The sequence below is a fragment of the Erwinia sp. S43 genome (genome assembly GCF_016624745.1).
Lineage (GTDB): Bacteria > Pseudomonadota > Gammaproteobacteria > Enterobacterales > Enterobacteriaceae > Erwinia > Erwinia coffeiphila.
In genome coordinates this window covers 140,669-166,580 of sequence record NZ_JACVTX010000001.1, presented here as the reverse complement: position 1 = coordinate 166,580, position 25,912 = coordinate 140,669, and the positions used below count along the sequence as shown (strand labels likewise).

20 protein-coding genes are annotated in these 25,912 nt (G+C 56.6%); 9 read left to right on the top strand and 11 right to left on the bottom strand.

Going from position 1 to position 25,912, the window contains the following annotated elements; genetic code table 11:
- Nucleotides 1-135: 135 nt before the first annotated feature.
- Entirely contained in the window at nt 136-1,026 is an 891-nt protein-coding gene (locus tag IBT47_RS00795) for a LysR family transcriptional regulator (RefSeq protein WP_105595502.1), read from the bottom strand.
- 104 nt (nt 1,027-1,130) lie between these two features.
- Between IBT47_RS00795 and IBT47_RS00790 the strand changes: the two genes are divergently transcribed.
- Both IBT47_RS00790 and tus read left to right on the top strand, forming a co-directional pair.
- Nucleotides 1,131-2,384 carry an MFS transporter gene (locus IBT47_RS00790; protein ID WP_200558707.1) on the top strand — a complete coding sequence of 418 codons (1,254 nt, stop codon included), beginning with the start codon at nt 1,131-1,133 and terminating at the stop codon, nt 2,382-2,384.
- 201 nt (nt 2,385-2,585) lie between these two features.
- A complete protein-coding gene (gene tus, locus IBT47_RS00785) occupies nt 2,586-3,515 on the top strand; it encodes a DNA replication terminus site-binding protein (protein ID WP_200558705.1) in 930 nt (309 codons plus the stop codon).
- 74 nt (nt 3,516-3,589) lie between these two features.
- Here tus and fumC read toward each other — a convergent pair whose 3' ends face one another.
- On the bottom strand, nt 3,590-4,987 hold the full coding sequence (gene fumC, locus IBT47_RS00780) for a class II fumarate hydratase (RefSeq protein WP_200558703.1): 1,398 nt from the start codon (nt 4,985-4,987) through the stop codon (nt 3,590-3,592).
- A gap of 234 nt (nt 4,988-5,221) precedes the next feature.
- Between fumC and manA the strand changes: the two genes are divergently transcribed.
- Entirely contained in the window at nt 5,222-6,406 is a 1,185-nt protein-coding gene (gene manA / locus IBT47_RS00775) for a mannose-6-phosphate isomerase (RefSeq protein ID WP_200558701.1), read from the top strand.
- Between the two features lie 139 nt (nt 6,407-6,545).
- Nucleotides 6,546-8,105 (top strand): YdgA family protein, encoded by a 1,560-nt coding sequence (locus IBT47_RS00770; RefSeq protein ID WP_200558699.1) that lies wholly within the window; start codon nt 6,546-6,548, stop codon nt 8,103-8,105.
- 279 nt (nt 8,106-8,384) lie between these two features.
- Here the strand turns inward: IBT47_RS00770 and IBT47_RS00765 are convergent, their stop codons facing one another.
- Nucleotides 8,385-8,528: a hypothetical protein gene (locus IBT47_RS00765; protein ID WP_200558697.1), complete on the bottom strand. Its 144-nt coding sequence runs from the start codon at nt 8,526-8,528 to the stop codon at nt 8,385-8,387.
- Between the two features lie 378 nt (nt 8,529-8,906).
- Here IBT47_RS00765 and add point away from each other — a divergent pair, with 378 nt between their 5' ends.
- The gene (add, locus tag IBT47_RS00760) at nt 8,907-9,905 is read left to right on the top strand and encodes an adenosine deaminase (RefSeq protein WP_200558695.1); all 999 of its coding nucleotides are present in this window, start codon (nt 8,907-8,909) and stop codon (nt 9,903-9,905) included.
- Between the two features lie 402 nt (nt 9,906-10,307).
- On the opposite strand, the gene IBT47_RS00755 is transcribed toward add, so the two are convergent.
- From IBT47_RS00755 to IBT47_RS00735, 5 genes are all read right to left on the bottom strand, one after another.
- Nucleotides 10,308-11,348 carry an oxidoreductase gene (locus tag IBT47_RS00755; protein ID WP_200558694.1) on the bottom strand — a complete coding sequence of 347 codons (1,041 nt, stop codon included), beginning with the start codon at nt 11,346-11,348 and terminating at the stop codon, nt 10,308-10,310.
- A 75-nt stretch (nt 11,349-11,423) separates the two neighbouring features.
- A complete protein-coding gene (araC, locus tag IBT47_RS00750) occupies nt 11,424-12,341 on the bottom strand; it encodes an arabinose operon transcriptional regulator AraC (RefSeq protein WP_105595511.1) in 918 nt (305 codons plus the stop codon).
- 14 nt (nt 12,342-12,355) lie between these two features.
- Nucleotides 12,356-13,339 carry an L-arabinose ABC transporter permease AraH gene (gene araH / locus IBT47_RS00745; RefSeq protein ID WP_200544747.1) on the bottom strand — a complete coding sequence of 328 codons (984 nt, stop codon included), beginning with the start codon at nt 13,337-13,339 and terminating at the stop codon, nt 12,356-12,358.
- Nucleotides 13,340-13,355: 16 nt separating this feature from the next.
- On the bottom strand, nt 13,356-14,879 hold the full coding sequence (gene araG / locus IBT47_RS00740) for an L-arabinose ABC transporter ATP-binding protein AraG (RefSeq protein ID WP_200558693.1): 1,524 nt from the start codon (nt 14,877-14,879) through the stop codon (nt 13,356-13,358).
- A 125-nt stretch (nt 14,880-15,004) separates the two neighbouring features.
- Nucleotides 15,005-15,988 carry an arabinose ABC transporter substrate-binding protein gene (locus tag IBT47_RS00735; protein ID WP_105595514.1) on the bottom strand — a complete coding sequence of 328 codons (984 nt, stop codon included), beginning with the start codon at nt 15,986-15,988 and terminating at the stop codon, nt 15,005-15,007.
- Nucleotides 15,989-16,347: 359 nt separating this feature from the next.
- Here IBT47_RS00735 and IBT47_RS00730 point away from each other — a divergent pair, with 359 nt between their 5' ends.
- From IBT47_RS00730 to IBT47_RS00715, 4 genes are all read left to right on the top strand, one after another.
- Entirely contained in the window at nt 16,348-18,045 is a 1,698-nt protein-coding gene (locus IBT47_RS00730; protein WP_200558692.1) for a ribulokinase, read from the top strand.
- Entirely contained in the window at nt 18,042-19,544 is a 1,503-nt protein-coding gene (araA, locus tag IBT47_RS00725; RefSeq protein WP_200558691.1) for an L-arabinose isomerase, read from the top strand. The genes IBT47_RS00730 and araA overlap by 4 nt, the downstream gene beginning before the upstream one ends.
- Nucleotides 19,545-19,920: 376 nt before the next feature.
- The gene (locus IBT47_RS00720; RefSeq protein WP_200558690.1) at nt 19,921-21,135 is read left to right on the top strand and encodes a hypothetical protein; all 1,215 of its coding nucleotides are present in this window, start codon (nt 19,921-19,923) and stop codon (nt 21,133-21,135) included.
- Nucleotides 21,136-21,181: 46 nt separating this feature from the next.
- On the top strand, nt 21,182-22,366 hold the full coding sequence (locus IBT47_RS00715; RefSeq protein WP_200558688.1) for an amidohydrolase: 1,185 nt from the start codon (nt 21,182-21,184) through the stop codon (nt 22,364-22,366).
- Nucleotides 22,367-22,471: 105 nt separating this feature from the next.
- Here the strand turns inward: IBT47_RS00715 and IBT47_RS00710 are convergent, their stop codons facing one another.
- The 3 genes from IBT47_RS00710 to IBT47_RS00700 are packed head-to-tail and all read right to left on the bottom strand — an operon-like array spanning nt 22,472 to nt 25,873.
- On the bottom strand, nt 22,472-23,428 hold the full coding sequence (locus IBT47_RS00710; RefSeq protein WP_200558686.1) for an ABC transporter permease: 957 nt from the start codon (nt 23,426-23,428) through the stop codon (nt 22,472-22,474).
- A complete protein-coding gene (locus tag IBT47_RS00705; RefSeq protein ID WP_200558684.1) occupies nt 23,425-24,396 on the bottom strand; it encodes an ABC transporter permease in 972 nt (323 codons plus the stop codon). The genes IBT47_RS00710 and IBT47_RS00705 overlap by 4 nt, the downstream gene beginning before the upstream one ends.
- Nucleotides 24,389-25,873 (bottom strand): sugar ABC transporter ATP-binding protein, encoded by a 1,485-nt coding sequence (locus tag IBT47_RS00700; protein ID WP_200558682.1) that lies wholly within the window; start codon nt 25,871-25,873, stop codon nt 24,389-24,391. Before IBT47_RS00700 ends, IBT47_RS00705 begins: the two co-directional genes overlap by 8 nt.
- Between the last annotated feature and the right edge of the window lie 39 nt (nt 25,874-25,912).

The following is a 25,912-nucleotide window of genomic DNA, read 5'->3' as shown; positions in this document are numbered from 1 at the left end:
CTCCCGCTTATTTTCACGCTTCAAAATAAAGCATACTGCTCATGGTGAAACACTTCGCACACAAGGTCAAATATTTGATTCGATATGTGATTCGCAGCACATAAACAGCAGAATAGCGCTCATGTTTTCCACGATTTAATGCGCGGGAAGCAGCAGCGACATCATCGCTGACATGACGGCCGGTCGCTCCCGCAGGCGTGACCAAACCAGCCAGACCTGTGACAGAGCATCCACTTCCTGCAAGGGAATCCAAACGACATCCGCCAGCCGAACGCGGCGGAAAGATGCAGGCAAAATGGACACACCAAGCCCGGTGGAAACCAGCCCGATAATGGTCATCGCTTCCCCCACTTCCTGGGCAATATTCGGCTCAATCTGGTAGTGATGTAGCAGGGTTAAAATTTCCGTATAGAGGGCCGTTCCGACCTGGGGATCGAAAAAAACAAATGGCTCATTCGCCAGTTCGCGAACGCTGATGGTCTGTCTACCGGCCAGCAGATGGTCGCGATGAACCAGCGCATACATCGGTTCCTCCAGGATCAGCTGATGATCCAGCGTTTCCGGTAAGGGGGTATTGCGCATCACCCCCAGATCGAGCCGACCATCGATCAGCGGTGCCAGCTGCTGACGCGTGTTGATCTCCTGCATTTGCAGGTGAACGGCGGGAAAACGCTGACGAAAAGTGAACAACGCATCGGACACCACGCTGATAAACGGGGCCGAAGAGGTAAAACCAATACGCAGCTCACCCTCATCACCACGATGCAAGCGCGCCGCTTTATCAGCGGCCTGAGCAACGTTTTGCAGTATTAAGCGGGCATCCAGCAAAAACTGCTGGCCGGCTGCCGTCAGGCGCACGCTGCGGTTGGTTCTAGCAAACAGACGTGCGCCAATTTCCTGCTCCAGGATCTGAATCTGCTGGCTGAGCGGCGGCTGGGAGATATTCAGCCGCTGCGCCGCACGGCCAAAGTGCAGTTCTTCAGCAACGGCAATGAAGTAACGCAGATGACGAAGCTCGATATTCATATGTTAAATATATCATTTGAGATTATTAATATATTAGACATCATAATAGGTTTTTCTTATCTTTTCCATGGAGAGACTAAGCCATCCCCGCTAAGGAACCTGAAGTGAATCGCTCAACCCACGCCGTTACGCTTGAAGAGCCCGTTAACCGCATCCCGTCTGATTATTCCAATGCCAGTGCGTATATTAATCGCGGGTCGCCGCAGTTTATGCGTGTCACGCTGGCCCTGTTTTCCGCCGGGCTGGCCACCTTCGCCCTGCTCTACTGTGTACAGCCGATACTGCCGGTGCTGTCGCATGAATTCGGCGTTTCCCCTGCCAGTAGCAGTATTTCGCTCTCCATTTCTACCGGTTTCCTCGCGCTGGGCATGTTGTTTACCGGCCCGCTCTCTGATGCGCTGGGTCGTAAATCAGTGATGGTCACGTCGCTGATGCTGGCGGCCATCTTCTCTCTGCTTTCGTCCACCATGGCCAGCTGGCACGGAATTCTGCTGATGCGCGCGCTCACCGGCCTGTCATTAAGCGGTGTTGCAGCGGTAGGGATGACCTATTTGAGCGAAGAGATGAACCCGGCGGTTGTCGCTTTTTCGATGGGCCTGTATATCAGCGGTAATTCCATCGGCGGCATGAGCGGCCGTCTGTTAAGCGGTGTGATCACTGATTACAGCAGCTGGCGCGTGGCGGTTGCCGTCATCGGCTGTTTTGCGCTGGCTTCCGCCGTTATGTTCTGGAAAATTCTGCCCGACTCACGCCATTTTCGCCCGGCGTCGCTCAAACCACGCAGTCTGGCCATTAACTTCCGCCTTCACTGGCGCGACAGCGGTTTGCCGCTGTTATTCGCCGAAGGTTTTCTGCTGATGGGGTCTTTCGTCACGCTGTTTAACTACATTGGCTATCGTCTGTTGGCCCCCCCCTATTCACTTAGCCAGGCGGTTGTTGGTCTGCTATCCGTTGTGTATCTCACCGGTTCCTGGAGTTCACCCAAAGCCGGTGCGATGACAGCGAAGTATGGCCGGTCACCGGTCCTGTTAGTTTCAACGCTGGTGATGCTGAGCGGCCTGCTGATCACATTATTCAGCAGCGTCTGGCTGATCTTGCCTGGCATGATGTTGTTTACCGCCGGATTCTTTGCGGCACACTCCGTTGCCAGCGGATGGATTGGCATGCGTGCACGCCGTGCCAAGGGCCAGGCCTCATCGCTTTATCTGTTCAGCTACTACCTTGGTTCCAGCGTCGCGGGCACGTTAGGCGGCGTGTTCTGGCATAGTTTTGGCTGGAGCGGGATTACCGTATTTATTTCTGCAATGCTGCTGCTGTCGATACTGGTAGGTAGCCGACTGCACAATAAAAAACTTTGATTTATTCACCCTCTCGGGCCTACGCAATCAGCATGGCCCGTTTTTTTTGCCCCGGACACCGCGCGAACAGGCCGCTTAACTAATCAGCGCGAAACGTTATTTACCTTGCTCCTTCCTGCTTGAATAAAACGCACACTGATGTTGAATTGAGCACCAGTAATCATTATTATCATTAGTATGTTGTAACTAATGGGGGATGGAATGAGCCTTTATCATGCTGTAGATCGGTTGCACCACTGCGTCGCTGAGCTGGAGTCTGAACTCGACATCCTGCAACAACAGATCCTCTCCCTGCGGCTGCTGGCAGCCAGGGTATTTGAATTGCCTGCTGTTGAGAAAGGCAAAGAGAGTGACCCGCTTACGCAGATTAGCGTTGAGCAACGCGTGGGCCAGTCCGCACTACAACTTGCTCTGGCGCATTTTTCACGGCTATTTATGCAGCACCAGTCGGAAAAAATCAGTACCAAATCGGCCGTTCGCCTGCCCGGCGCTATCTGCCTGCAGGTCGACAAAGAGCAGTCTGCCCTTCTCCAGCAGCAGGTTGAACGAATAAATACGCTAAAAAAACAGCTGGAGCAGATCATTACCGTCGAGTCCGGGCTGCCGAGCGAAGAGCGATTCGAATTCGTTCACACCCACCAGCGCGGATTGATTACCCTCAACGCCTATCGCTCGCTGGTGCTGCTGGATAATCCTGATTCGGTGCGATTCGGCTGGGCCAACAAGCATATTATTAAAAACGTCGGCCGCGACGAAATACTGGAGAAACTGCAAAAAAGCCTCAATGCCGGCCGGGCGCAGGCACCGTGGAGCCGCGAACAGTGGGCTGAAAAAGTGGCACAGGAGATCGAATCGATCAAATCCCTGCCCGATAGCGCGCGCCTGAAGATAAAACGACCGGTCAAGGTGCAGCCTATCGCCAGAGTCTGGAACAGCAGCAGCCAGAAGCAGACCCAGCTGGCCTGCCCTTCGCCTTTAATCGTGCTGTGTAAGGATACGGCCAGTGTGCCGGTGCTGGGTGAATTGCTTAACTACGACGCGGATAACGTGAATCATCGCCACAAACCGCTGGCGCAGCCGCTGTTTATGCTGATCCCACGGCTGCATCTGTATACCGATCGGCTTGCCTGATACCCATAAGCAGATAGAAGCACAAAAAAAGCCAGGCATCAGCCTGGCTTAGTCTTCAGGTAGTACGGGAAGGATCAGACTTTCATGCTACCAACCATCTCTTCCGGACGCACCCAGGCATCGAACTCTTCCTCGGTCAGATAGCCCAGTTTCAGCGCAGAGCCTTTCAGCGTCAGCCCTTCTTTATGCGCTTTCTTGGCGATTTCAGCCGCTTTATCGTAGCCAATATGGGTATTTAATGCGGTAACCAGCATCAGCGACTCATTCAGCAGTTGGGTAATGCGGTCACGGTTCGGCTCGATACCGACCGCGCAGTGGTGATTGAAGCTGTCCATGCCGTCAGCCAGCAGGCGCACTGACTGCAGGAAGTTATGGATCACCATTGGGCGGTAAACGTTCAGCTCGAAGTTACCGGACGCGCCGCCGATATTCAGCGCCACATCGTTGCCCATCACCTGGCAACACAGCATAGTCAGCGCTTCACACTGGGTCGGGTTCACTTTACCCGGCATGATTGAACTGCCCGGCTCGTTTTCAGGAATAGCGATCTCGCCGATACCACAGCGCGGGCCGGAAGAGAGCCAGCGCACGTCGTTAGCAATCTTCATCAGGGAAGCCGCCAGGCCCTTCAGCGCGCCGTGCGCGTGTACCAGCGCATCGCAGGTTGCCAGCGATTCAAATTTGTTTGGCGCAGTCACAAACGGCTGTTTAGTCAAATCAGCCAGTTCTTTCGCCACGCGAACCGCGTATTCCGGGTGGGTATTCAGGCCGGTGCCCACGGCAGTGCCGCCCAGCGCCAGCTCGGCCACATGAGGGATACTCTGTTCGATATGCTTCAGGCTGTGTGCCAGCATGGCAACCCAGCCTGAAATTTCCTGGCCCAGCGTCAGCGGCGTGGCGTCCTGCAAATGCGTACGACCAATTTTGACGATGTCTTTATAGGCTTCAGCCTTATCATTCAGCGTCTTTTGCAGCACTTTCAGCTGCGGCAGCAGATGTTCCTGCACCGCAACAACCGCCGCCACGTGCATCGCCGTCGGGAAGACGTCGTTAGAGCTTTGGCTCTTATTGACATCATCGTTCGGGTGCACCAGACGCGACATGCCGCGCTCACCGCCAAGAATTTCACTGGCACGGTTGGCGAGCACTTCGTTCATGTTCATGTTGGTTTGCGTACCGGAACCGGTCTGCCAAATGGCGAGGGGGAATTCAGCCGCGTGCTTGTCGGCCAGCACTTCATCAGCAGCGCTGATGATAGCGCCAGCACGTTCACCCGGCAGCAGGCCGAGATCGCTGTTTACCTTTGCTGCGGCGCGCTTAGTGAGCGCCAGAGCATAGACCAGCTCGACAGGCATTTTTTCCGTTGAAATGCGAAAGTGTTCCAGCGAACGTTGGGTCTGCGCGCCCCAAAGTTTATCAGCCGGTACTTCGATAGGTCCCATTGAGTCTTTTTCAATGCGGTGGGCTGCCATTCCTCTCTCTCCTTTAGCACAAACATATGATTTTAAATGGCCCGTTTTTGGAAACCGGTAGCCAGTAACTGCGGGCCATATATTTACATACAACTATTTAACATTATGCGACTCATTCGCGTTTATTGCACTCCGATTGTTTTAAAGAGGATTTTTCGGATTGTCTTCCAGGGTATTCTTTGGGTATTACTATCGGCAATTAGCTACCTGAACAGGGTTTAACAGGGAAACATCATGCAAAAATTAATCAATTCGCTGCAAAATTATGCCTGGGGAAGTAAAACGGCGCTGACGGAGCTGTACGGTATCGAAAACCCATCGCAGCAGCCGATGGCGGAGCTGTGGATGGGTGCCCATCCAAAGAGTTCTTCACAGATTATCGTTGATAATGCCCCGCGTTCGCTGCGCGATGTCATCGCCGAGGATAAAACCGGGCTGCTGGGTGAAGCCGTTACCAGGCGTTTTAATGAGCTGCCTTTCCTGTTTAAGGTGCTGTGCGCCGACCAGCCGCTGTCCATTCAGGTTCATCCAAGCAAATCCGCCGCAATTGAAGGCTTTGCCCGCGAAAACGCGGCGGGTATCCTGATCGATGCTGCAAACCGCAACTATAAAGATGACAACCACAAGCCCGAACTGGTTTATGCGCTGACCCCGTTCCAGGCGATCAACGGCTTCCGTCCGCTGAAGGAAATTGCCGCCCTGCTGCTTCCGGTCGCTGCTGCGCACCCGGCAATTGAGAAATTTATCCACGCACCGGACGCCGCTAATCTGTCCGACCTGTTTGCCAGCCTGCTGTCGATGGAAGGTGAAGTTAAGGCGCGGGCGCTGGATATTCTGCGTGAGCAATTAAACGCCAACGCGGGCGAACCGTGGCAAACCATCAGCAGCATCGCGGAAGTGTATCCCGACGATAGTGGATTGTTTTCCCCGCTGCTGTTGAACGTGATTGAACTGCAGCCGGGCCAGGCGATGTTCCTGTTCGCTGAAACGCCGCACGCCTATCTCAACGGCGTAGCGCTGGAGATTATGGCTAACTCCGATAACGTTCTTCGTGCCGGTTTAACGCCGAAATACATCGATATTCCCGAGCTGCTGGCCAACCTGAAGTTTGTCGAAAAACCTGCCGATACGCTGCTGACGGTGCCGGTTCAGCAGGGAAATACGCAGAACTTCCCTATTCCGGTTGAAGATTTTGCTTTCGCCATCCACACCCTTAGCGCAGAACCGCTGAGCGTTGAGCAGCAGAGCGCGGCCATTATTTTCTGCATCGAAGGCGAAGCGGTACTGGACAACGGCAAACAGCAGTTGACGCTGAAGCCGGGCGAGTCAGCGTTTATTGCCGCCAGTGAATCGCCAATTACCCTGAGTGGAAGCGGTCGCGTTGCGCGGGCATTTAACGATCTGGCTAATTGCGGCTGACGTATCCAGCCATAATTGCTAATATTATTGAAGTTATTCCACAAAAACGCCGTAAGGCGTTTTTTATTCGCCATTATGTTGCCTGCAGGGTTTGAAGAGGTTAACCGGCGTTCGTGAATCAAAAAAGGACGACTTACAGATGAAAAAAACCAAGATTGCCGTCGGCGTAGTAGTTGCCCTTGGCGTTATCTGGACCGGGGGTGCCTGGCTTACCGGTAAGCAGCTGGAAAAAAACATGGATCAGCTGGTACAGCAAGCGAACGCGCAGATTCGCGATACGGCACCGGAAAGCCGCCTGCAGCTTAGCTATCAGGATTATCAGCGCGGCCTGTTCAGCAGCACCGTGCGTCTGATCCTTCAGTCCAGTTCACAAACCGAAGACAACTCAATTCTGAAACCCGGCCAGAGCATCGTCATGAAGGAGACCATTGATCACGGTCCCTTCCCGCTTGCCCAGCTGAAAAAATTCAATCTCATACCCAGCATGGCCTCCGTTCACAGCGAGCTGGAAAACACCGATCCAGTGAAGAAACTGTTTGAAATTGCTAAGGGACAGTCCATCGTTCAGGTTGAAACCCGCGTTGGCTACAGCGGCAGCACCGATTCCGATGTGCGTCTGCTGCCGGCTGATTACAGCAATGCTCAGACCGGTGAGCGTTTTGCCTTCAACGGCGGTACGCTGTCGATTTCAGCGGATGACAAAGGTGATGCGGTCAAGTTTGACGGCAATATCGACAGCGTTTCCATTGCCAGTAAAAATGAGCTGGAAATGCCGGTACTGTTTACCATTAACGGCCTCAAGCTTGATGCGAACAGCCGCCTCAGCCCGGAAGGACTGCGCATCGGCGATCAGGATCTGACGCTGAAAAAACTCAGCGCGACGGTGAGTGATAAAGAAGCGCTGACGCTGGAGAATCTTAACGGCAAGTCGACTTTTGATTCGAAGGATAATCACGTTTCCGGCCAGATCGACTACACGCTGGACAGCCTGAAGCTTCAGGGCCAGGACTTCGGCCACGGTAAACTGCTGATCAAACTCGCCGACTTCGACGGCAAGGCGATGAAACAGTTCTCCACTCAGTACAACAACCAGGTGATGGCGCTGACCGGCGATCCGACCGTCCAGAACAATCCTGAGCTTTATCAGCAGCGCGTCAGCGAGCTGCTGGCGGCGAATCTTCCGCTGCTGCTGAAAGGTAACCCGTCGGTGAGTATTGCCCCACTGAGCTGGAGCAATGACAAAGGCGAGAGCAGCTTCAATCTTGCCGTACAGTTTAAAGATCCGGCTGCAGCTACGGCACCAGCCCAGACCGTGGGCCAGCAGGTGGATAACGTGCTGAAGTCGTTCGACGGCAAGTTGCAGATTTCAATGGATATGGCGACGGAGATGATGATTCACGTGGCGATGACCGAGGGGTATGATAAGGATCAGGCCGCCAAGCTTGCCGATCAGCAGGTTAAGGGTCTGGCTGCGATGGGCCAGATGTTTAAGCTGACTACCCAGAAGGATAATAATATTCTCACCACGCTGCAGTACGCTACCGGCCAGGTAACGATGAACGGTGAGAAGATGCCGCTGGAGCAGTTCCTGTCGCGCTATATGCTGGGCGGCGGAGATGAGATTGCACCGCAGGCGCAGCCGGAAGAGCAGCAACAGGTTGCACCTGAAGTTCAGCCGCAGGTTGTTCCGCAGAACTGACTTAGTCGGTGATTCGGTAGAGATCCAGAACCGCTATCTTTGTGATGGCGGTTTTTTTTATGTCTGGTGGATAGGGTTCAGCCTCTACTGCTGTTCCAGGGCGGTCCCACTTCGATAATTCCATCGTTTTTTGCTTTTTAAAGTAAGAAGTGGGTGTGAAATGGAGGCAGGGGTACAGCCTCTGCTGCTGCTCCAGGGGCGGTCCTCGCGCCGTGCGTGGCACGGTGCCCTCGGTTACGCCATTGCGCCGACGGATCGGCCAGGATTGAACATCCCTGTTCAAACCCGGCCTGACGCCAGCGTCCCTGCTGTCGTCTCCTGGCTCAACGGCTCCACCTCGGCGCTGCGGATGCCCTTACGCAGCAGCAGAGGCTGTCCCTTTCCGACAATTTCATCGCTTTTTGCTTTTTGGTTTTCAGGCAACACCAAACTCTGAGAGCAGGCTGGCCGTGCCCCCGAGCGGGCAATCCGCAGCGCTGAACGCAGAAAGGAAGCCAGGATTCGGCCGCATGGACGCGGCCGAAAGTCACGGTCGGGCCAGGACGGCCCGTCTGTGACGGTCCGACAGGCTGACGTACGAAGTGAGGGAACCGCGAAGCGGCGCGAGGACCGCCCGAACGGGGGCACTGCCAGCCAGCGCTAACTCGCGGCTTTGCAAACAACGCAGCGCCAATGCTCAACTATCGGCATTCCGCCCAATTAACCAGCAACCAATCACCCATTTGCGCAAATAACTGGTACTGTTGCGCAATTAGTTTTTATAATGCTCTGCACTTTTACATCACCTCAAGAGTGCCGACCATGATCGACCGCCAGCTTCCCCTTACCGATATTCATCGCCACCTTGATGGCAACATTCGCGCGCAAACTATCCTCGACTTAGGCCGTGAATTTAACCTCACCCTGCCCGCCAGCACGCTGGAAACCCTGCGCCCGCACGTACAGGTCATCGAAACCGAACCGAATCTGGTCAGCTTCCTGAATAAACTCGACTGGGGCGTGAAGGTACTCGGCTCGCTGGATGCCTGCCGCCGCGTGGCGCAGGAAAACGTTGAAGATGCCGCGCGCGCCGGAATCCACTACGCCGAACTGCGCTTCTCTCCGGGCTATATGGCGATGACCCATAATCTGCCGGTAGCAGGCGTAGTGGAAGCCGTGATCGACGGTGTGAAAGCAGGCTGTGCCGCACACAACATTGACGTCCGCCTGATCGGAATTATGAGCCGCACCTTCGGCGAGCAGGCCTGCCTGCGCGAACTGGATGCCCTGCTGGCACACCGCGACGGCATTACCGCGCTGGATCTGGCCGGTGATGAACTTGGCTTCCCGGGAAATCAGTTCCTCAGCCACTTCAACCGCGCGCGTGATGCCGGTTTGCGCATCACGGTGCACGCGGGGGAAGCCGCCGGTGCTGAAAGCATCTGGCAGGCGATTCGCGAGCTGGGTGCGGAGCGTATCGGCCACGGCGTGAAGGCCATTGAAGATCGGGCACTGATGGATTATCTGGCGGCGAACGGCATCGGTATTGAATCCTGCCTCACCTCCAATATCCAGACCAGCACCGTCGCCTCGCTGGCGAGCCATCCGCTGAAAGCCTTCCTGGAGCACGGCATTCTGGCCACCATCAATACCGACGACCCGGCCGTTCAGGGCATCGAAATTGGGCATGAATATGAGGTTGCCGCGCCGGCAGCCGGTCTGAGCCAGCAGCAGATGCGTACCGCGCAGGATAACGGCCTGAAAATCGCCTTCCTGAGCGAGGCGGAAAAAGCCGCGGTGCGGGCTCGCGTCGCGGGTTAATGTTCAAGACAGTAGATTAAGAAAAAACTGCCGCCGCATGACGGATAGCGATCCAAAAGGCGGCGGCATTAGTTCGACACTTATCGGTAGAGGCCTCTGCTTTCCGCCTGTTTGAAAACGGCAAGGTGCAGGGTGACGCCGATATGGTGTTCTAATCCGGGGAATCCCCGGCTGTACGAATTATCTTAGCGACAGTGACTTGCGAAGACCACGCGCATTATTACTGCGGCAGGGTCTTACGTTTACCGCCCGGATGAACTCCGCCGCAGAAACTCACGCTAACCGTAAGGATTAACTCAGCAACAGGAACTTACGTTGACCGCACAGATTAACTCAGCGACAACATCTTACGTTAACTTCCCACAATAACCTCGTCACTGGATCTAACCTGGGCCGATCAGATTATCTCAGCGACAGCGTCTGGCGCTTCTCTGCGGATTGCAGACCCAGTTCAATCAGTTCCATCACCTGAATCGCCTCTTCGGCTTTCACCGGGTTCTCACCCACGCCGTTCAGCGCATCACGGATCGCCGCATAGTACGCGGGATAGTTGCCTGGAATGGTCAGCAGAGTTTTCTCGGCCAGCACATCTCCGTTAACCAGCGTCACCACGCCGTCACGCATATCGTATCCCCAGTCTTCCTGCGGCGGGCGGGCACCCGCTTTCAGCGCATCTTCCTGCGGATCGAGGCCATACTTCACGTAGCTGCCCTGCGTACCGTGGATTTGATAGCGCGGGGATTCTGCCGCCACCAGCATGCTGCCATGCAGCACGACGCGGCGCTGCGGATAGATCAGCGTAGCGTGGAAGTAGTCGGTGGTTTGCGCACCCGGGCGCAGCTCGGTGGTGTCGACGTTAATCGCTACCGGGGAACCGAACAGCTGCAGAGCCTGATCGATAAGATGCGGTCCCAGATCGTACCAGATGCCGCTGCCCGGGCCTTTCTGCTCGCGCCAGCGCTGTTTTACTTCCAGACGGAAGCGGTCAAAATGCGACTCAAAATAGCGCACTTCACCCAGGGTGCCGTCGGCCAGCAGCGACTTGACGGTCAGGAAGTCACTGTCCCAGCGGCGGTTATGGAACACCGACAGCAGCAGACCCTTCGCTTTTGCCAGCGCGTCCAGCTCGCGTGCCTGTGACAGCGTCACGGTAAACGGTTTATCCACCACCACGTTTTTACCCGCATCCAGCGCGGCTTTCGCCAGCGGGAAGTGGGTATCGTTCGGCGTGGGGATCACAATCAGCTGGATGGTCGGATCGTCAAACAGCGCCTGAGGATCGGCAACCACCTGCACCGAGGGCCAGTCGACGTGGACTTTTGTGGCATCGCTGCTGGAAACAGCGGCCAGCTCCATTTCTGCCGTACCGGCAATTAACGGCGCATGAAACGTCTTACTGGCGAAACCATAGCCCACCAGCCCTACACGTATTTTATCAGTCATCACTTTCCCTCTTCTGGTTACCCATTGATTTAAGACGATCGGCCCAGAGAGAACAAGGTGAAATCATTCTGATTCTTATTCATTAGCACGCCGTGGTACGTACCATGTTTCCTGAGCGACCAGCGCATCGTGCGCATCCAGGCTGCGGCGGCGGAAATCGCTGGGGCTGACGCCGACCCGTTTGCGGAACACCCGCGAGAAATAGAGCTGATCGTCATAGCCCACTTCCCGGCCAATGCTGGCAATCGGCTCCTGGGTGGTTTGCAGCAGCAGTCTGGCGCGGATCACCCGCTGATCTTCCCGCCATCGCAGCAGGTTAACCCCCATCTGCTCGCGGAACAGGTGTGCCAGCCGCGAAGGCGACAGGCAGACGTGTTTAGCCACTTCCTCAATTTTTACCTCAGCCGCCAGGTTGCTGGTGACATACTGGCAGGCTTCAATCACCCGCGAGTCGCGAACCTGCTGATGGCTGCGCGGATCTTCTTCTACCGCCCGCAGCAGCAGGCGCTCCAGCAGGTTCATCGCCAGCTCTTCGGCGAAGCGCCTCCCGGAGTTGTGGGTGTTTTCAATGCTGGCAAACAGGCGGTCGAACTCCCCGCGCAGCGCCTCGGGTAGGTGCAGCCGTCCCACGCCCTGCACCTCGTCCTGAAACGACAGCCAGTCGCTCCAGTAGGCGCGGGGGCGGAAATAGACCCAGCGGTGATGCCAGGCATCGCTGTCGGGCGAGCGGCCGTAATAGTGCGGGGTTTTCGGCTGGAACAGCAGCAGATCGCCCTCTTCACAGTCAAAGGCCGCATCACCGTCGAAAATGCGTCCGCGCCCTTTCACCGTCAGGTTGAGGATGTAGCCTTTCATACCGTGCGGCCGGTCGACGAAGAAATCGAGCGGCCCGTCGGCGTTAATCGGCGTCAGCCCGGCCACCAGCCAGGCACCGAACTGATAACCAGGTAACAGCGGGTTAGATTGTGTGACCGGTGCCAGGCGATGATACATAACGCGTCCCCTTATCAGGCTGCTTTATTTTTCTGTTTGTAGCGGTCAAAAATGACTGCTGCTAACAATATCAAACCGCGAACGACGTACTGTGAGAAAGGCGATATATTCAATAAGTTCATGGCGTTTTCCACCGTACCCAGAATCAGAACCCCCGCCACCACATATGAAATTTTACCGATACCGCCCTTCAGCGATACGCCGCCCAGCACGCAGGCAGAGATCACGATCAGCTCATAGCCGATTGAGGTCATCGGCTGGCCGCTGGTCATGCGCGACGCCAGGATAATCCCCGCCGCGGCGGACACCAGGCCGGAGAGGATAAAGATGATAATCCGCGTGCGCACCACCGGCACACCGGCTAAGCGCGCGGCTTCTTCGTTACCGCCGATAGCCAGCGTGTTGCGGCCAAAGGTGGTTTTATTCAGCAGGAAGGCAAACAGCGCAAGAGTGATAATGGTTAACCACACCGGTGCCGGTACGCCCAGCCAGCTGGCATAGCCCAGCGCGAAGAAGCGCTCATCTTCGATGCCTACCGCTTTACCATCGGAGAAGATATAGGCCAGACCGCGCACGATCTGCATGGTCGCGAGGGTGGTAATCAGCGCGTTGATTTTCAGCTTAGCGATGACGAAACCGTTCACGAAGCCGCAGGCCACGCCGAGCAGCAGACCGGCACCGACGCCGATCCACAGGCTTTCGCTGAGGTTGATGACTACCGCACAGGTCACTCCAGCGCAGGCAATGACCGATGCCACGGAGAGGTCGAAATCGCCGGAGGCCAGGCAGAACAGCATGCCGCACGCGACCATTCCGGACATCGAAATCGCCAGTCCCAGCCCTTTCATATTGATAATACTGGCGAAATTAGGCACAAAGACCATACAGGCGAGGAACAGAGCGGCAAACACCACCAGCATGCCGAAGTTATCCCAGATACGCCCGAAGCTCAGGCGCGACGGTGCCGCCGGGGCGGTCGTTGAAGTTGTCGAAGACATAGGTTTCTCCTGCATATCAGGCCACCGCGGTGGCAGGTTTAGCGGTTTTAGGCATCGCCAGACCGAGGGTCAGCGCTTCGGTGGCATCGTCGTGGGCCAGCTCGCCGGCAATCTCTCCTTCGCGCATCACCAGAATGCGATCGGCCAGGCCCATCACCTCCGGCAGATCGCTGGAGGCAAACAGCACGGCAATGCCGCGCTCGGCCAGCGCATAGATCAGCTGATAAATTTCGTTTTTAGCACCCACGTCAATACCGCGTGTCGGCTCGTCGAGCATGATCACTTTCATCTCTTCCGACAGCCAGCGGCCCAGGATCGCCTTCTGCTGGTTGCCGCCGGAAAGATTCATAATCAGCTGGTCCGCCGTCGGGGTTTTGATATTGAGCGAGCGGATATGCAGCCCGGCATTTTTCGACTCCCAGGCTTTATCAATCAGAAAACCTGCCGTCAGGTTATTGCGACGGGCGCTGATGTTGATGTTGTCGCGAACCGAGTGCACCGGAATAATGCCGTCGGCCTTGCGATCTTCCGGGCAGAGCATGATGCCGGCGCGGATCGCCTCAACCGGTTCGCGCAGGTTGAGTTTTTCGCCATCCAGCCACAGCTCGCCGCCGGTCAGCCGGGTGGCACCAAACAGCCCCTTCATCAGTTCGCTGCGCCCTGCACCCACCAGACCAAACAGCCCGACGATTTCACCGGCGCGGACGCTGAATGAGACCGGGCTGCGTACGCCTTTCGCCTGCACGTTATCCAGACGCAGGCGCACCTCGCCGCACGGACGCGGGCTGTAGCCGTAGATATCGCCGATATCGCGCCCGACCATCGCCTGCACCAGCTGTTCATTGTCGCAGGTGCTCATATCGCTGAAGGTACGCACGTAACGACCGTCCTTGAAAACGGTAATCGCATCGCTGAGGGCAAAGATCTCCTCCATGCGGTGTGAAACGTACAGCACCACGCGGCCATCGGCGCGCAGCTGGCGAATGACGCGGAACAGCTGATCGATTTCACGAGCGGAAAGCGAGCTGGTCGGTTCATCAAACGCAATCACCTGCGCGTTGCGGGTCAGCGCCTTGGCGATTTCGACCATCTGCCACTGACCCAGCGAGAGATATTTCAGCGGCATATCGGGGTCGATATCCATCCCCAGCACCGCCAACTGTTTTGCCGCCTCCGCACGCAGGCGACGGTGATTGACCAGCCCGCCGCGCTGCGGCAGCTGGCCCAGAAAAATATTCTCTGCCACGGTCATTTCCGGGATCAGATGCAGTTCCTGATAAATAATCGCCACTCCGGCGTTCAGCGCATCGGTGGTGTGCTGAAAATTGACAGGCTGGCCCTTAAGGCGAATTTCTCCACTGCTGGCGCGATAGCTGCCGCTGAGAATTTTCAACAGCGTTGATTTCCCGGCACCATTTTCCCCCATCAACCCATGGACCTCTCCGGCATGGCAGTCGAAGCTGATGTCCTGCAGTGCCTTCACGCCGGGAAAGGTTTTACCAATGCCGTGAAAGCTGAGATAAGCGGGTTCTCTGGTCATATCACTCCCCTGAAACGGTGCGGGACGGTAACGGCGTTATACGTCCCGTAATACAAATAATCAGACCGTGGGCCGACCGTTGCAGCGATCGACCCACATCAAGTGACATTGTCACTTAAAGCGAATTACATCAGCCCTTTCTTAGCCAGCTCGGCCTTGAAGTTGTCGCGGGTGATCAGCACCACGTCGGTCACTTCGGTAAACTTCGCCGGCTCCGCGCCGTTGGTCACCCAGTCGTGCAACATTTTGATACTGCGGTAGCCGTGAACGTCCGGGCTTGGCAGCAGCGAGCCGTAGAAGCCGGTGGCCTGGCCTTTTGACAGTTCGCTGACCGCATCCACGCCGTTGATACCGATGCCGATAACATTAGGTGCCTTGAAGCCCTGGCCTTCTGTTGCGCGCACGCCGCCGAGCACGGTGTTGTCATTCATGCCGACGATCAGCCAGTTTTTCACTTCAGGATGCTGTACCAGCAGCGAGTTACCGGCATCAAACGCACCGGGGATATCGTTAGATTTGGTGGGAACCTGATAAATCTGTTTTTCCGGGAATCCGGCCGCTTTCAGCGCGTCCATTGAACCACCGGTGCGGCGACGTGCCGTATCAAGCTCGTTAGCGGTAATCGCCATTACTGCGGTGTCTTTCACATCCCAGCCGCGCTTCTGCATCTCCTTATACAGCTCCTGCCCCTGACGCTCGCCGATTTTGGTCGCGGCCATCATCACCAGCGGCACGGTATCCATCGGTTTGCCTTTGGCGGTCACGAACTGGTCATCCACCGCAATCACTTTCAGGTTGTAGCTGCGTGCCTTCGCCATAATCGCGGAACCCAGTTTCGGGTCCGGGGTGCAGATAACGAAGCCTTTAGCACCACTGGCTGCCAGACTGTCGATGGCGTTAAGGGTTTTCTCGCCATCCGGCACGGCAATTTTGATCACCTCAAAGCCCAGCTCCTGGCCTGCTTTGTCAGCGAACTTCCATTCGGTCTGGAACCAGGGTTCTTCCGGCTGCTTCACCAGAAAACCGAGTTTCATTGTCTCTGCGATAGCGGATTGTGACATAACGGCAGCAAGGCTGATTGCGGCCAGTGCTTTAGTAAATTTGTGCATGAGGCTCTCCGGCTCAGTGCCCGCTTTTGACGGGGTTGTGTAAACGGTAACAATCGGAAGATGCAATAATTAAAATCGTATAAACAGTCACTTATATAAAACCGTCGTGTTTTTTTCGGCGGCGGTTAATTAGTTTTACCCGCATACAGGCGGAAATTTGTAGAGCGCTATCACACACTGGAATTACAGGCGTTTTGTCCATGCATTCAGCTGATTTAACCGGAAAGTAACATTTGAAGCGCATCACATAACCGCATCTGATGGCAGAAAAGTGCATATTTGCAGCCGCTCACACCTAACCGCTTCTGCGCCATGTTCCCAGGATAGAGAGACTTGACTATCGTCTCTGGAGAACAACTATGAACAAGGGTGCCATAACCCTCGGTCTGGATTTTGGCAGCGACTCGGTTCGGGCGCTGGCGGTGGAATGTGCCAGCGGACGTGAACTGGCGAAGCAGGTCGTTGCCTATCCGCGCTGGCAGGAGGGCCGCTATTGTCAGCCCAACCGCAATCAGTTCCGCCATCATCCTGCGGACTACATCGAAGCGCTGGAGCAGGCCATCCGTGACGTTGTCACTCAACTCGGCAGCGACAGCCAGAACGTGGTCGGAATTGGCGTCGACTCAACCGGCTCTACCCCCGCGCCCATCGATCGTGAAGGTCGGGTGCTGGCGCTGCGCCCGGAATTTGCCGATAACCCCAATGCGATGTTCGTGCTGTGGAAGGATCACACCGCCATCGAAGAGGCGGAAGCCATCACCCGCCTGTGCCACAGCGGCGAGTTTGAAGATTATTCACGCTATATCGGCGGGATTTACTCCTCGGAATGGTTCTGGGCCAAGATCCTGCACGTCAGCCGTGAGGATGCCGCGGTGCGTGACGCCGCTGCCTCGTGGGTTGAGCTGTGCGACTGGGTTCCGGCTTTGCTCAGCGGCACCACCGCTCCGGCCGATCTGCGCCGTGGGCGCTGCGCCGCCGGGCATAAATCCCTGTGGCATCCGCTGTGGCAGGGTCTGCCTGAGGCGGCATTCCTTGATGCGCTCGATCCGCTGCTGACCCGCGATCTGGATTCTCCCCTGTTTACCGATACCTGGACCGCCGACCTGCCGGTGGGCGAGCTCACCGCCGAATGGGCTGAACGCCTTGGCCTGCCGAGCGGCGTGGTGATTTCCGGCGGTGCCTTTGACTGCCATATGGGCGCGGTCGGTGCCGGTGCGAAGCCCTACACGCTGGTGAAAGTCATCGGCACCTCCACCTGCGACATTCTGATTGCCGATCCCGAGCGCGTGGGCGATCGGGCGATTAAAGGCATCTGCGGTCAGGTGGACGGCAGCGTAGTGCCGGGGATGATCGGCTTTGAAGCCGGTCAGTCGGCGTTTGGCGATATGTATGCCTGGTTCAGCCGCCTGCTCAGCTGGCCACTGGTACAGGCGATACAGCAGCAGCCGGAACTGAAAACCCAGCTGGAACCGATCCGCCGCGCCCTGCTGGAGGAGTTAACCAGAGCCTGGGCCAGCGATCCGCAGCTCGATCATCTGCCGGTGGTGCTGGACTGGTTTAACGGCCGCCGTACGCCGTTTGCCAATCAGCGCCTGAAGGGGGTGATTACCGATCTGAATCTGGGCACCGATGCCCCTACGCTGTTCGGCGGGTTTATCGCCGCCACCGCCTTCGGGGCCAGAACCATCATGGAATGTTTCGAAAATCAGGATATTCCGGTACAGCAGATCCTGACGCTCGGCGGCATTGCTCGCAAGTCTCCGGCCATCATGCAGGTGTGCTGCGATGTGATGAACCGCCCGCTGGACATCGTGGCTTCCGACGAGTGCTGCGCGCTGGGTGCGGCCATTTTTGCCGCCGTTGCCGCAGGCGTCTACGCCGATATTCCGGCCGCGCAGCAGCAGATGGCCAGTCCGCTGGAGCAGACTCTGCAACCCGATCCTGCCCGCGTCGCCCGTTTTCAACAGCTTTATCAGCGTTATCTTCAATGGTGCGAAGTTGCCGAACCGCAGTTTGCGCCACAACAGTCATCCGTCAGTGAAGGAGTGGTTTTATGACCCTGTTAAACACCGCAACCGTATGGTTTGTGATTGGCACCCAGCATCTGTACGGCGCGGAAACTCTGCGTCAGGTTGAACAGCACGGCAAAGAGGTCGTCAACCAGCTTAACCGCGAAGGAAAACTGCCCTTCCAACTCCAGCTTAAGCCGCTGGTCAAAAGCCCGGACGAGGCGCTGGCGCTGTGCCGCGATGCCAACCACGACCAGCAGTGTCTGGGAATTATTACCTGGCTGCATACCTTCTCACCGGCGAAAATGTGGATCGGCGGGCTGTCCGTGCTGAATAAACCCCTGCTGCAGTTCCATACCCAGTTCAATGCGGAAATTCCGTGGGACAGCATGGATATGGACTTTATGAACCTGAACCAGACCGCGCACGGCGGCCGTGAGTTCGGTTTCATCGGTGCCCGTATGCGCCTGCCGCATCAGGTGGTCACCGGGCACTGGCAGGACCCGCAGGCGATACAGCGCATTGCTCAGTGGATGCGTGGGGCGGCCGCAAAACTCGCCAGCCAACAGCTGAAGGTGGCGCGCTTCGGTGACAATATGCGTGAAGTGGCGGTCACGGAAGGCGATAAAGTCGCCGCGCAGATCCAGTTCGGCTATGCCGTTAACGGCTGGGGCGTCGGCGATCTGGTGGAGGTGATTAATCAGGTCAGCGACGGAGACGTCAGCGCGCTGGTTGATGAGTACGAGAGTAGCTATGAGTTCTCAGCAGCGGCGGCGGTTAACGGGGAAAGACGCCAGAACGTGCTGGATGCCGCCCGCATCGAACTGGGTATGAAACGCTTCCTTGACGGCGAAGGCTGCCGCGCGTTTACCACTAACTTCCAGACTCTGCACGGTATGACCCAGCTGCCGGGGCTGGCGGTGCAGCGTCTGATGCAGCAGGGTTACGGGTTTGCCGGTGAAGGTGACTGGAAAACCGCCGCGCTGCTGCATATTTTCAAAGTGATGGCCGGTAATCAGGCGGGCGGCACCTCGTTTATGGAGGATTACACCTATCACTTCTCGCCGGGTAACGATCTGGTATTAGGTTCGCATATGCTGGAAGTCTGCCCGTCTATCGCCCGTGAAGCGCGCCCGCTGCTGGATGTGCAGGCTCTGGGCATTGGCGGTAAGGCCGATCCGGCGCGGTTAATCTTCTCTTCTCCGGCCGGTGCGGCGGTCAACGCCAGCGTGATCGATATGGGCGATCGCTTCCGCCTGCTGGTTAACGTGGTGGATGCCATCGAGCAGCCGCATGCCCTGCCTGAACTGCCGGTTGCCCGCGCGCTGTGGCGTGCCCAGCCTTCGCTGGCGACGGCTTCAGAAGCCTGGATACTCGGCGGCGGTGCACACCATACGGTGTTCAGCCAGGCGCTGACGGTTGACGATATGCGTCTGTACGGCGAACTGCATAACATCGAAGTGCTGGTGATTGATAACGACACCACCATCCACGGTTTCCGCGATGCGCTGCGCTGGAATGAAGCGTATTATCGTCTGGCACGTTAACAATATGACCGACAGCGCCTGGCAGCGCTGTCGGTTGTTATTTTATCGTTACGCACCGTAAGTAAAATTAGATTTTTAGCACCCGCCTGAATATAGCCCTTTCAAACTTTCAACACTGCCGGAAATACTCTCTTAAACTTAAATTCGCATAGTTTTTCCTTATAACCTCACACTTTCAGTGATTCTTCTCTGGTCATCAGTTTTGTGCTGTGTTAATTATTGTCACCGGTCACTTTATTTAACACCCTGGGCATTTATTCTAAAACTTCGCGTTAGCAACACCACCAACTAGTTGATAATTATAATCATCAGGTAAAAATCAGATTATCTGACCAACAGGGCTGTTATTCTAAAAATAATCAAATGGATGTGTCTTATGTCACAAATGTTCGCACTTTTACTGGTCATGGTCATTTTATACCTGGGCGATTTGGTTTCTGTCAGAACGAAAGCCTGGATACCCTCCGTATTTGTCTGCGCCGTACTGTTTTTATTTGGCTACTGGACCTTCTTCCCGCAGGATATCGTCAGCCGCGCCGGTATCACCCCGGTAGTTGCGGTGATGCTGATGTATTTACTGATCACCAATATGGGCACCCTGCTGTCGGTTCCTGAACTGATCCGCCAGTGGAAAACCATCATCATCTCTCTGGCCGGTATCGCCGGTATTATGGTGACGGTATTTGTGGTCTGTATGCTGATGTTCGACCGCAACACCGCTATTGTGACCATTCCCCCGCTGGTCGGCGGCATCGTCTCGGCGATCATCATGTCCAAGGGCGCGGCGTCCGCCGGGCTGGTTGATCTATCCGTTTTTGCCATTCTGATCTACGTGATGCAGGGCTTTGCCGGCTATCCGCTGACCGCCATTATGCTGCAGCGTGAGGGAAAGCGCGTGCTGCAAAAGTACCGCAGCGGCGAGTGGCAGGAGACGGTCGCGGGCACCCCGCTGCCGGATAAATCCTCCGGCGCAGCGGATAACGCCATGCCGCGCCTGTTTGGTCGCATGCCCGCCCACTACAACACCAGCTATTTTAAATTTATGCGCCTCGCCTTCGTCGGCTGGCTGGCGTATCTGGTCTCCGGCTGGCTGGCTCCCGTTGTTGCGGTCAGCCCGTTCGTGCTGTGCTTGCTGTTCGGGGTGATCGCCGCCTCGCTGGGTTTCCTGGAGCGGCAGCCGCTGCAAAAAGCCAACGGCTTCGGCTTTGCGGTGATGGGCCTGATGCTGTTTATTTTTGATACGCTGAACCGCGCCACGCCGGAAATGCTGCTGCGCCTGCTGCTGCCGATGCTGGTGCTGATTGCCGCCGCCGTAGTCGGGATGTTTATCGTCTCCTGGATCGTGGGCAAAATGCTGGGCGTCAGCATGGAGATGGCGTTCGCTATCGCGCTGACCTCGATGTACGGCTTCCCGGCGGACTACATTATTACTAACGAAGCCATCACCGCGCTGACCAAAGATGAGAAAGAGCGCGAGGTGCTGACCCAGCATATGCTGGCACCGATGCTGGTCGGGGGCTTTATTTCCGTCACTATGGTGTCGGTGGTACTTGCCGGGATCATGGTGGGCTACATTATTCCTGCTGTTTAAATCATTATTCAGTGCAATGGTACGAAAAATAAGGGAAGCAACCGTTATGACAAGCCAGTCAATTACGCAGGCCGTCCACGCCTGGAAAGAGGCGATGATCGCCTTCCGCCGCGATCTGCACGCGCACCCCGAGCTGCCGTGGGAAGAAATCCGTACCACCCAGAAAGTGGCGCAGGCGCTGGATGAGATCGGCATCAGCTACCGTCTGACTCAGCCAACCGGCATTATCGCTGAGATCAAAGGCGGTCAGCCGGGCAAAACCGTGGCGCTGCGTGCCGATATGGATGCGCTGCCGGTGCAGGAACTGAGCACCACACTCAGCTACAAATCCCTGACCGACGGTAAAATGCACGCCTGCGGCCACGATGCGCATACTTCCATGCTGCTGAACGCGGCCAGAGCGCTACAGGAGAACCGCGCCGGGCTGCGCGGCAACGTGCGGCTGATTTTCCAGCCAGCGGAAGAGATCGCCGAAGGTGCGCGTGAGATGGTTCGCCAGGGTGCGGTTGAGGGCGTAGATAACGTCTTTGGCATGCATATCTGGACGACCACCGCCTCCGGCAAGATTTCCTGCAACGTCGGCTCCAGCTTTGCCTCGGCCGATCTGCTGAAAGTGAGATTCAAAGGGCGCGGCGGCCACGGCTCGATGCCGGAAGCCTGTATTGATGCCGCCGTGGTGGCCTCTTCGTTTGTGATGAATCTGCAGGCGATTGTCGCGCGCGAAACCTCGCCGCTGGAATCCGCAGTGGTGACCATTGGTCGGATGGAAGTCGGCACGCGTTTCAACGTGATTGCAGAGAATGCGGTACTGGACGGCACGGTGCGCTGCTTTGACGTTGCTACCCGCGAGCGCCTGAAGGCGGCGATCGAGCGCTATGCTCATCACACGGCGGGGATCTTCGGTGCCACGGCGGAAGTTGAGTACACCTACGGCACGCTGCCGGTGATCAACGAAGAGCGCAGCGCCCTGCTGGCGCAGTCGGTGATCCGTGATGCGTTCGGTGAAGAGGTGCTGTACGCAGAACGCCCGACCACCGGAGGTGAGGATTTCAGCTACTTTATTGAGAATATCCCCGGCTGCTTTGCCCTTCTGGGCTGCGGTAACAAGGCGAAAGGCACCGACTGGGCGCATCATCACGGCTGCTTCAATATCGATGAGGATGTGATGGTGCACGGTGCGGAGCTGTATGCGCAGTATGCGTGGCGCTATTTACAACAGGATGATTTCTGATGTGCTGAAGACTGACATCGCCTGCTCCCTTCGGGCAGGCGAATGTCAGCCACATTGTCAGTAAGGGCGGGATCGTCGCTCCCGGAGAAAATCCCGCCCTGCTGTTTATCCTGCCCGCCCCAGCCCAAGCATCCCTTTCGCCTGAATGAAGCACAGCAGTAATGTGCCCCACAGCGCCATGGTCAGATACGGGCTGATGCCCAGAATATTAAAACCACTCTCAATAATCTGTAACAGGAACAGTGCCAGAACCATACCGATAATTCGGCCGCTGCCGCCGTCAGGATTCACCCCGCCCAGCACCGCAGCAAGAATCGATATCAGCAGGTAAGACTCGCCGTACGACGCTTTCGCCGAATTCAGCTTCGACATCATCAGGAAGGCGGCAATCGCACACAGCAGCGCCGAGATAACATACACCCAAATCAACACCCGGCGGGTATTGATCCCGGAGTAGTGTGTGGCACGCTCGTTGGAGCCAATCAAATAAATTGAGCGCCCCAGCGCGGTTTTTTCCAGCATCACCCACAAACCGAGGGCGACCGCGGCAAACAGCCACAGCGGCAGGGGTATGCCGAACCACTGCGCATGGTTCAACCACAGCACCCACTGCGGATAGTTGGCAATCGCACTTCCCCCCGTCAGCAGGATATTCACGCCTTTGAGCAGCGTCATCATCCCAAGCGTGGCGAGGATCGGCGAGACGCGTATTCCCGCAATCAGTACGCCGTTGCACAGGCCGATAATTAACGCGGCCCCCCCTCCCGCCAGCAGTGCAGCCAGAGCCGTCCCCACTCCGGGCGGATACTGGGTGGCAACCCAGGCCATCACCAGCGAGCAGGAATTAGCGGTGGCAATAATCGACAGATTAATTCCGCCGCACAGCATGGTCATCGCCATCGCCAGCGCCAGAATGCCCAGCACCGGCATCTGGGAGGCGATGGACTGAAAATTACTCACCGACCAGAAGATCTCGGGCATGGCAATACTGAAGGCCACCACCGTCAACCCGAGCAGACCAATCAGGTAAAACTCAATGTTATTACGCCAGGACTTTTTCATAACAAACTCCGGTTCTGATACTGGCTCCATGCCGTCGCGCTGATGCTGGCGACAATAATCGCCCCGGTAATCAGGGTCTGCCAGTATGAAGACACCCCCAACAGGTTGAGGCCGTTCTGCATCACCGCCAGCAGGATCACCCCGAGTAGTGTCCCCGTCAGGGTGCCGCGTCCGCCAATCAGGCTGGTTCCCCCCAGCACCACGGCGGCCAGCACCGTCAGCTCATACCCCAGCAGCGCGTCCGGGGCCACCGTCATCACGGTCCATGCCTGAATCACCCCCGCCGCACCGGACAGCAGCCCCATGTAGCCGTAAACAAACAGCTGCAGGCCGAACACGCTGAAGCCGATACGACTGGCAGATTCACGGTTGCCGCCCATCGCGTAGATTTTGCGGCCCGTCGCGGTGAAGTTCATGATGAAAGCGGTCAGCAACACCACGACTATCATTGCCAGCAGCGGCAGACCCAGCCCGTAGTCGTAGCCCTCCGCGTCGGTGAATTTAAACAGCATCACTCCCTGCTCAAACCACGGCGGAAAGTCGTATAGCCAGACCCCTTTGCTGAGCCACAGCAGTAAACCGTAGAAAATATTCAGCGTCGAAATGGTGATAATGATTGAGGGGACGTTCAGACGATTGACCAGCAGCGCATTGATCAACCCCAGCAGCACGCCGATACCGCCAGCCAGCATGAAGGCGACCGCAAAGTTGCCGCCAAACTTTTGCAACAACACCACCATGCCATACTGCGCAATTATCGTTATCGCCGGGAAGGAGATATCGATCCCGCCCGAAATCAGCACCACAAAAAGGCCGCAGGCGAGGATGGTTAACATGGCGTAATTGTTCAGCAGATCGTAAAGGTTGCTGAGCGTCAGAAACTCATCGCTACGCCAGCCCAGCAGAAGGCATATCGTGATGATTAACACCGCCAGCCAGAATTCATGCCGTTTGAACAGGTTAGCCATTCACCACCTCCGCAATCTGCTCCTGGCTGCTGCGGTCCGGCAGGAAACAATCGGTAAGCCGCCCCTGTTTCATGACCAGAATGCGGTGGCTCTGGTACCAGGCTTCTTCAATTTCATCGCAAATCATCAGCACGGCGATGCCATGGGCGGCCAGATCGCTGATAATTTGGTATATACCCGCTTTATTGGCAATATCAACGCCGACCGTCGGGCTGTCGAGGATAAGCAATCTCGGGGCGATAGCCAGCCATTTGGCAATTGAAACGCGCTGGGCGTTACCGCCCGACAGCGTATTGACCGGCAGGCCGGTATCGGGGGCTTTAATGGTCAGCGCTTTCACCATCCGCTCAACCAGTTGCTGGCTTTTACTGTCACTCAGCAGGCCAAACGCGCCCCTGACTTTTCTGAACACGGTGCTGATAATGTTGTTTTCAATGGACTGGGTCATTACCAGCCCGCGCGACATGCGGTCTTCTGAGACGTAGCCAATCCCCTGGCGGATGGCGTCATGGTTACTGTGCAGATGAACGGCATGGCCGTTAATCAATATTTCGCCGCTGTCCGGCTGCGTCATACCGAACAGGCTCAGGCACAGTTCCGTCCGGCCTGCCCCTAACAGCCCGACGATCGACACCACTTCCCCGGCCTCAACCTTCAGAGAAATATTGTGGTATTCGCCTTTACGGCTGAGGTCACGGACCTCCAGCGTCGGCTGGCTGCCTTTACCCTGCCAGAGTTCGCGGATCTTGTAGTCGAACTCCTGGCCAGTCATCAGGAAACCCAGCCTGCGGGTGGTGATCTCCGATGCAGGCCAGGTTCCCACCAGGCTGCCGTCTTTGATCACGCTGATCCTGTCTGAAACCGCCATCACCTCTTCCAGACGATGACTGACGAACACCACGCAGATCCCCCGTTCACGCAGCTGTCGCACCACATGCAACAGACCTTCCACTTCCTGGTGGGTCAGCGAAGCGGTGGGTTCATCCATAATGATTAACCGGGCATCCTGCGCCAGCGCGCGGCAAATAGCGACCAGCTGGCAGCGGGCAATCGACAGCGACTCCACCGGCGCATCCAGCGGCAACGAGACGTTGATGCTGGCCATCGCCCGCTCCGCGCGGCGGCGCAGCTCGCGGCGCTTCACTAATACGGCGTGGTGATAGTGATTAATTGCGATGTTTTCCCAAACGCTCAAATTGGGAAACAGCGACAGATCCTGATAAATCACCTGAATGCCCTGCGCAACTGACGTCACCGGGGTCAGTTTCGACCAGACCTTACCACCCAGTTCAATTTCTCCCCCCTCGTCAGGGCGATAGACGCCGGAGATGATTTTAATCATCGTCGATTTACCGCAGCCGTTTTGCCCGGCAAGGCAATGGACTTCCCCCGGCATAAAATCAAGATTGATATTATTCAGCGCCCTGTTTGCATGAAAGGTTTTACTGACATGACGGAGAGAAAGGAATGGTGCCATAGCGTATCCTGGTCAATTAAAACGGGGCGACGAGCGCCC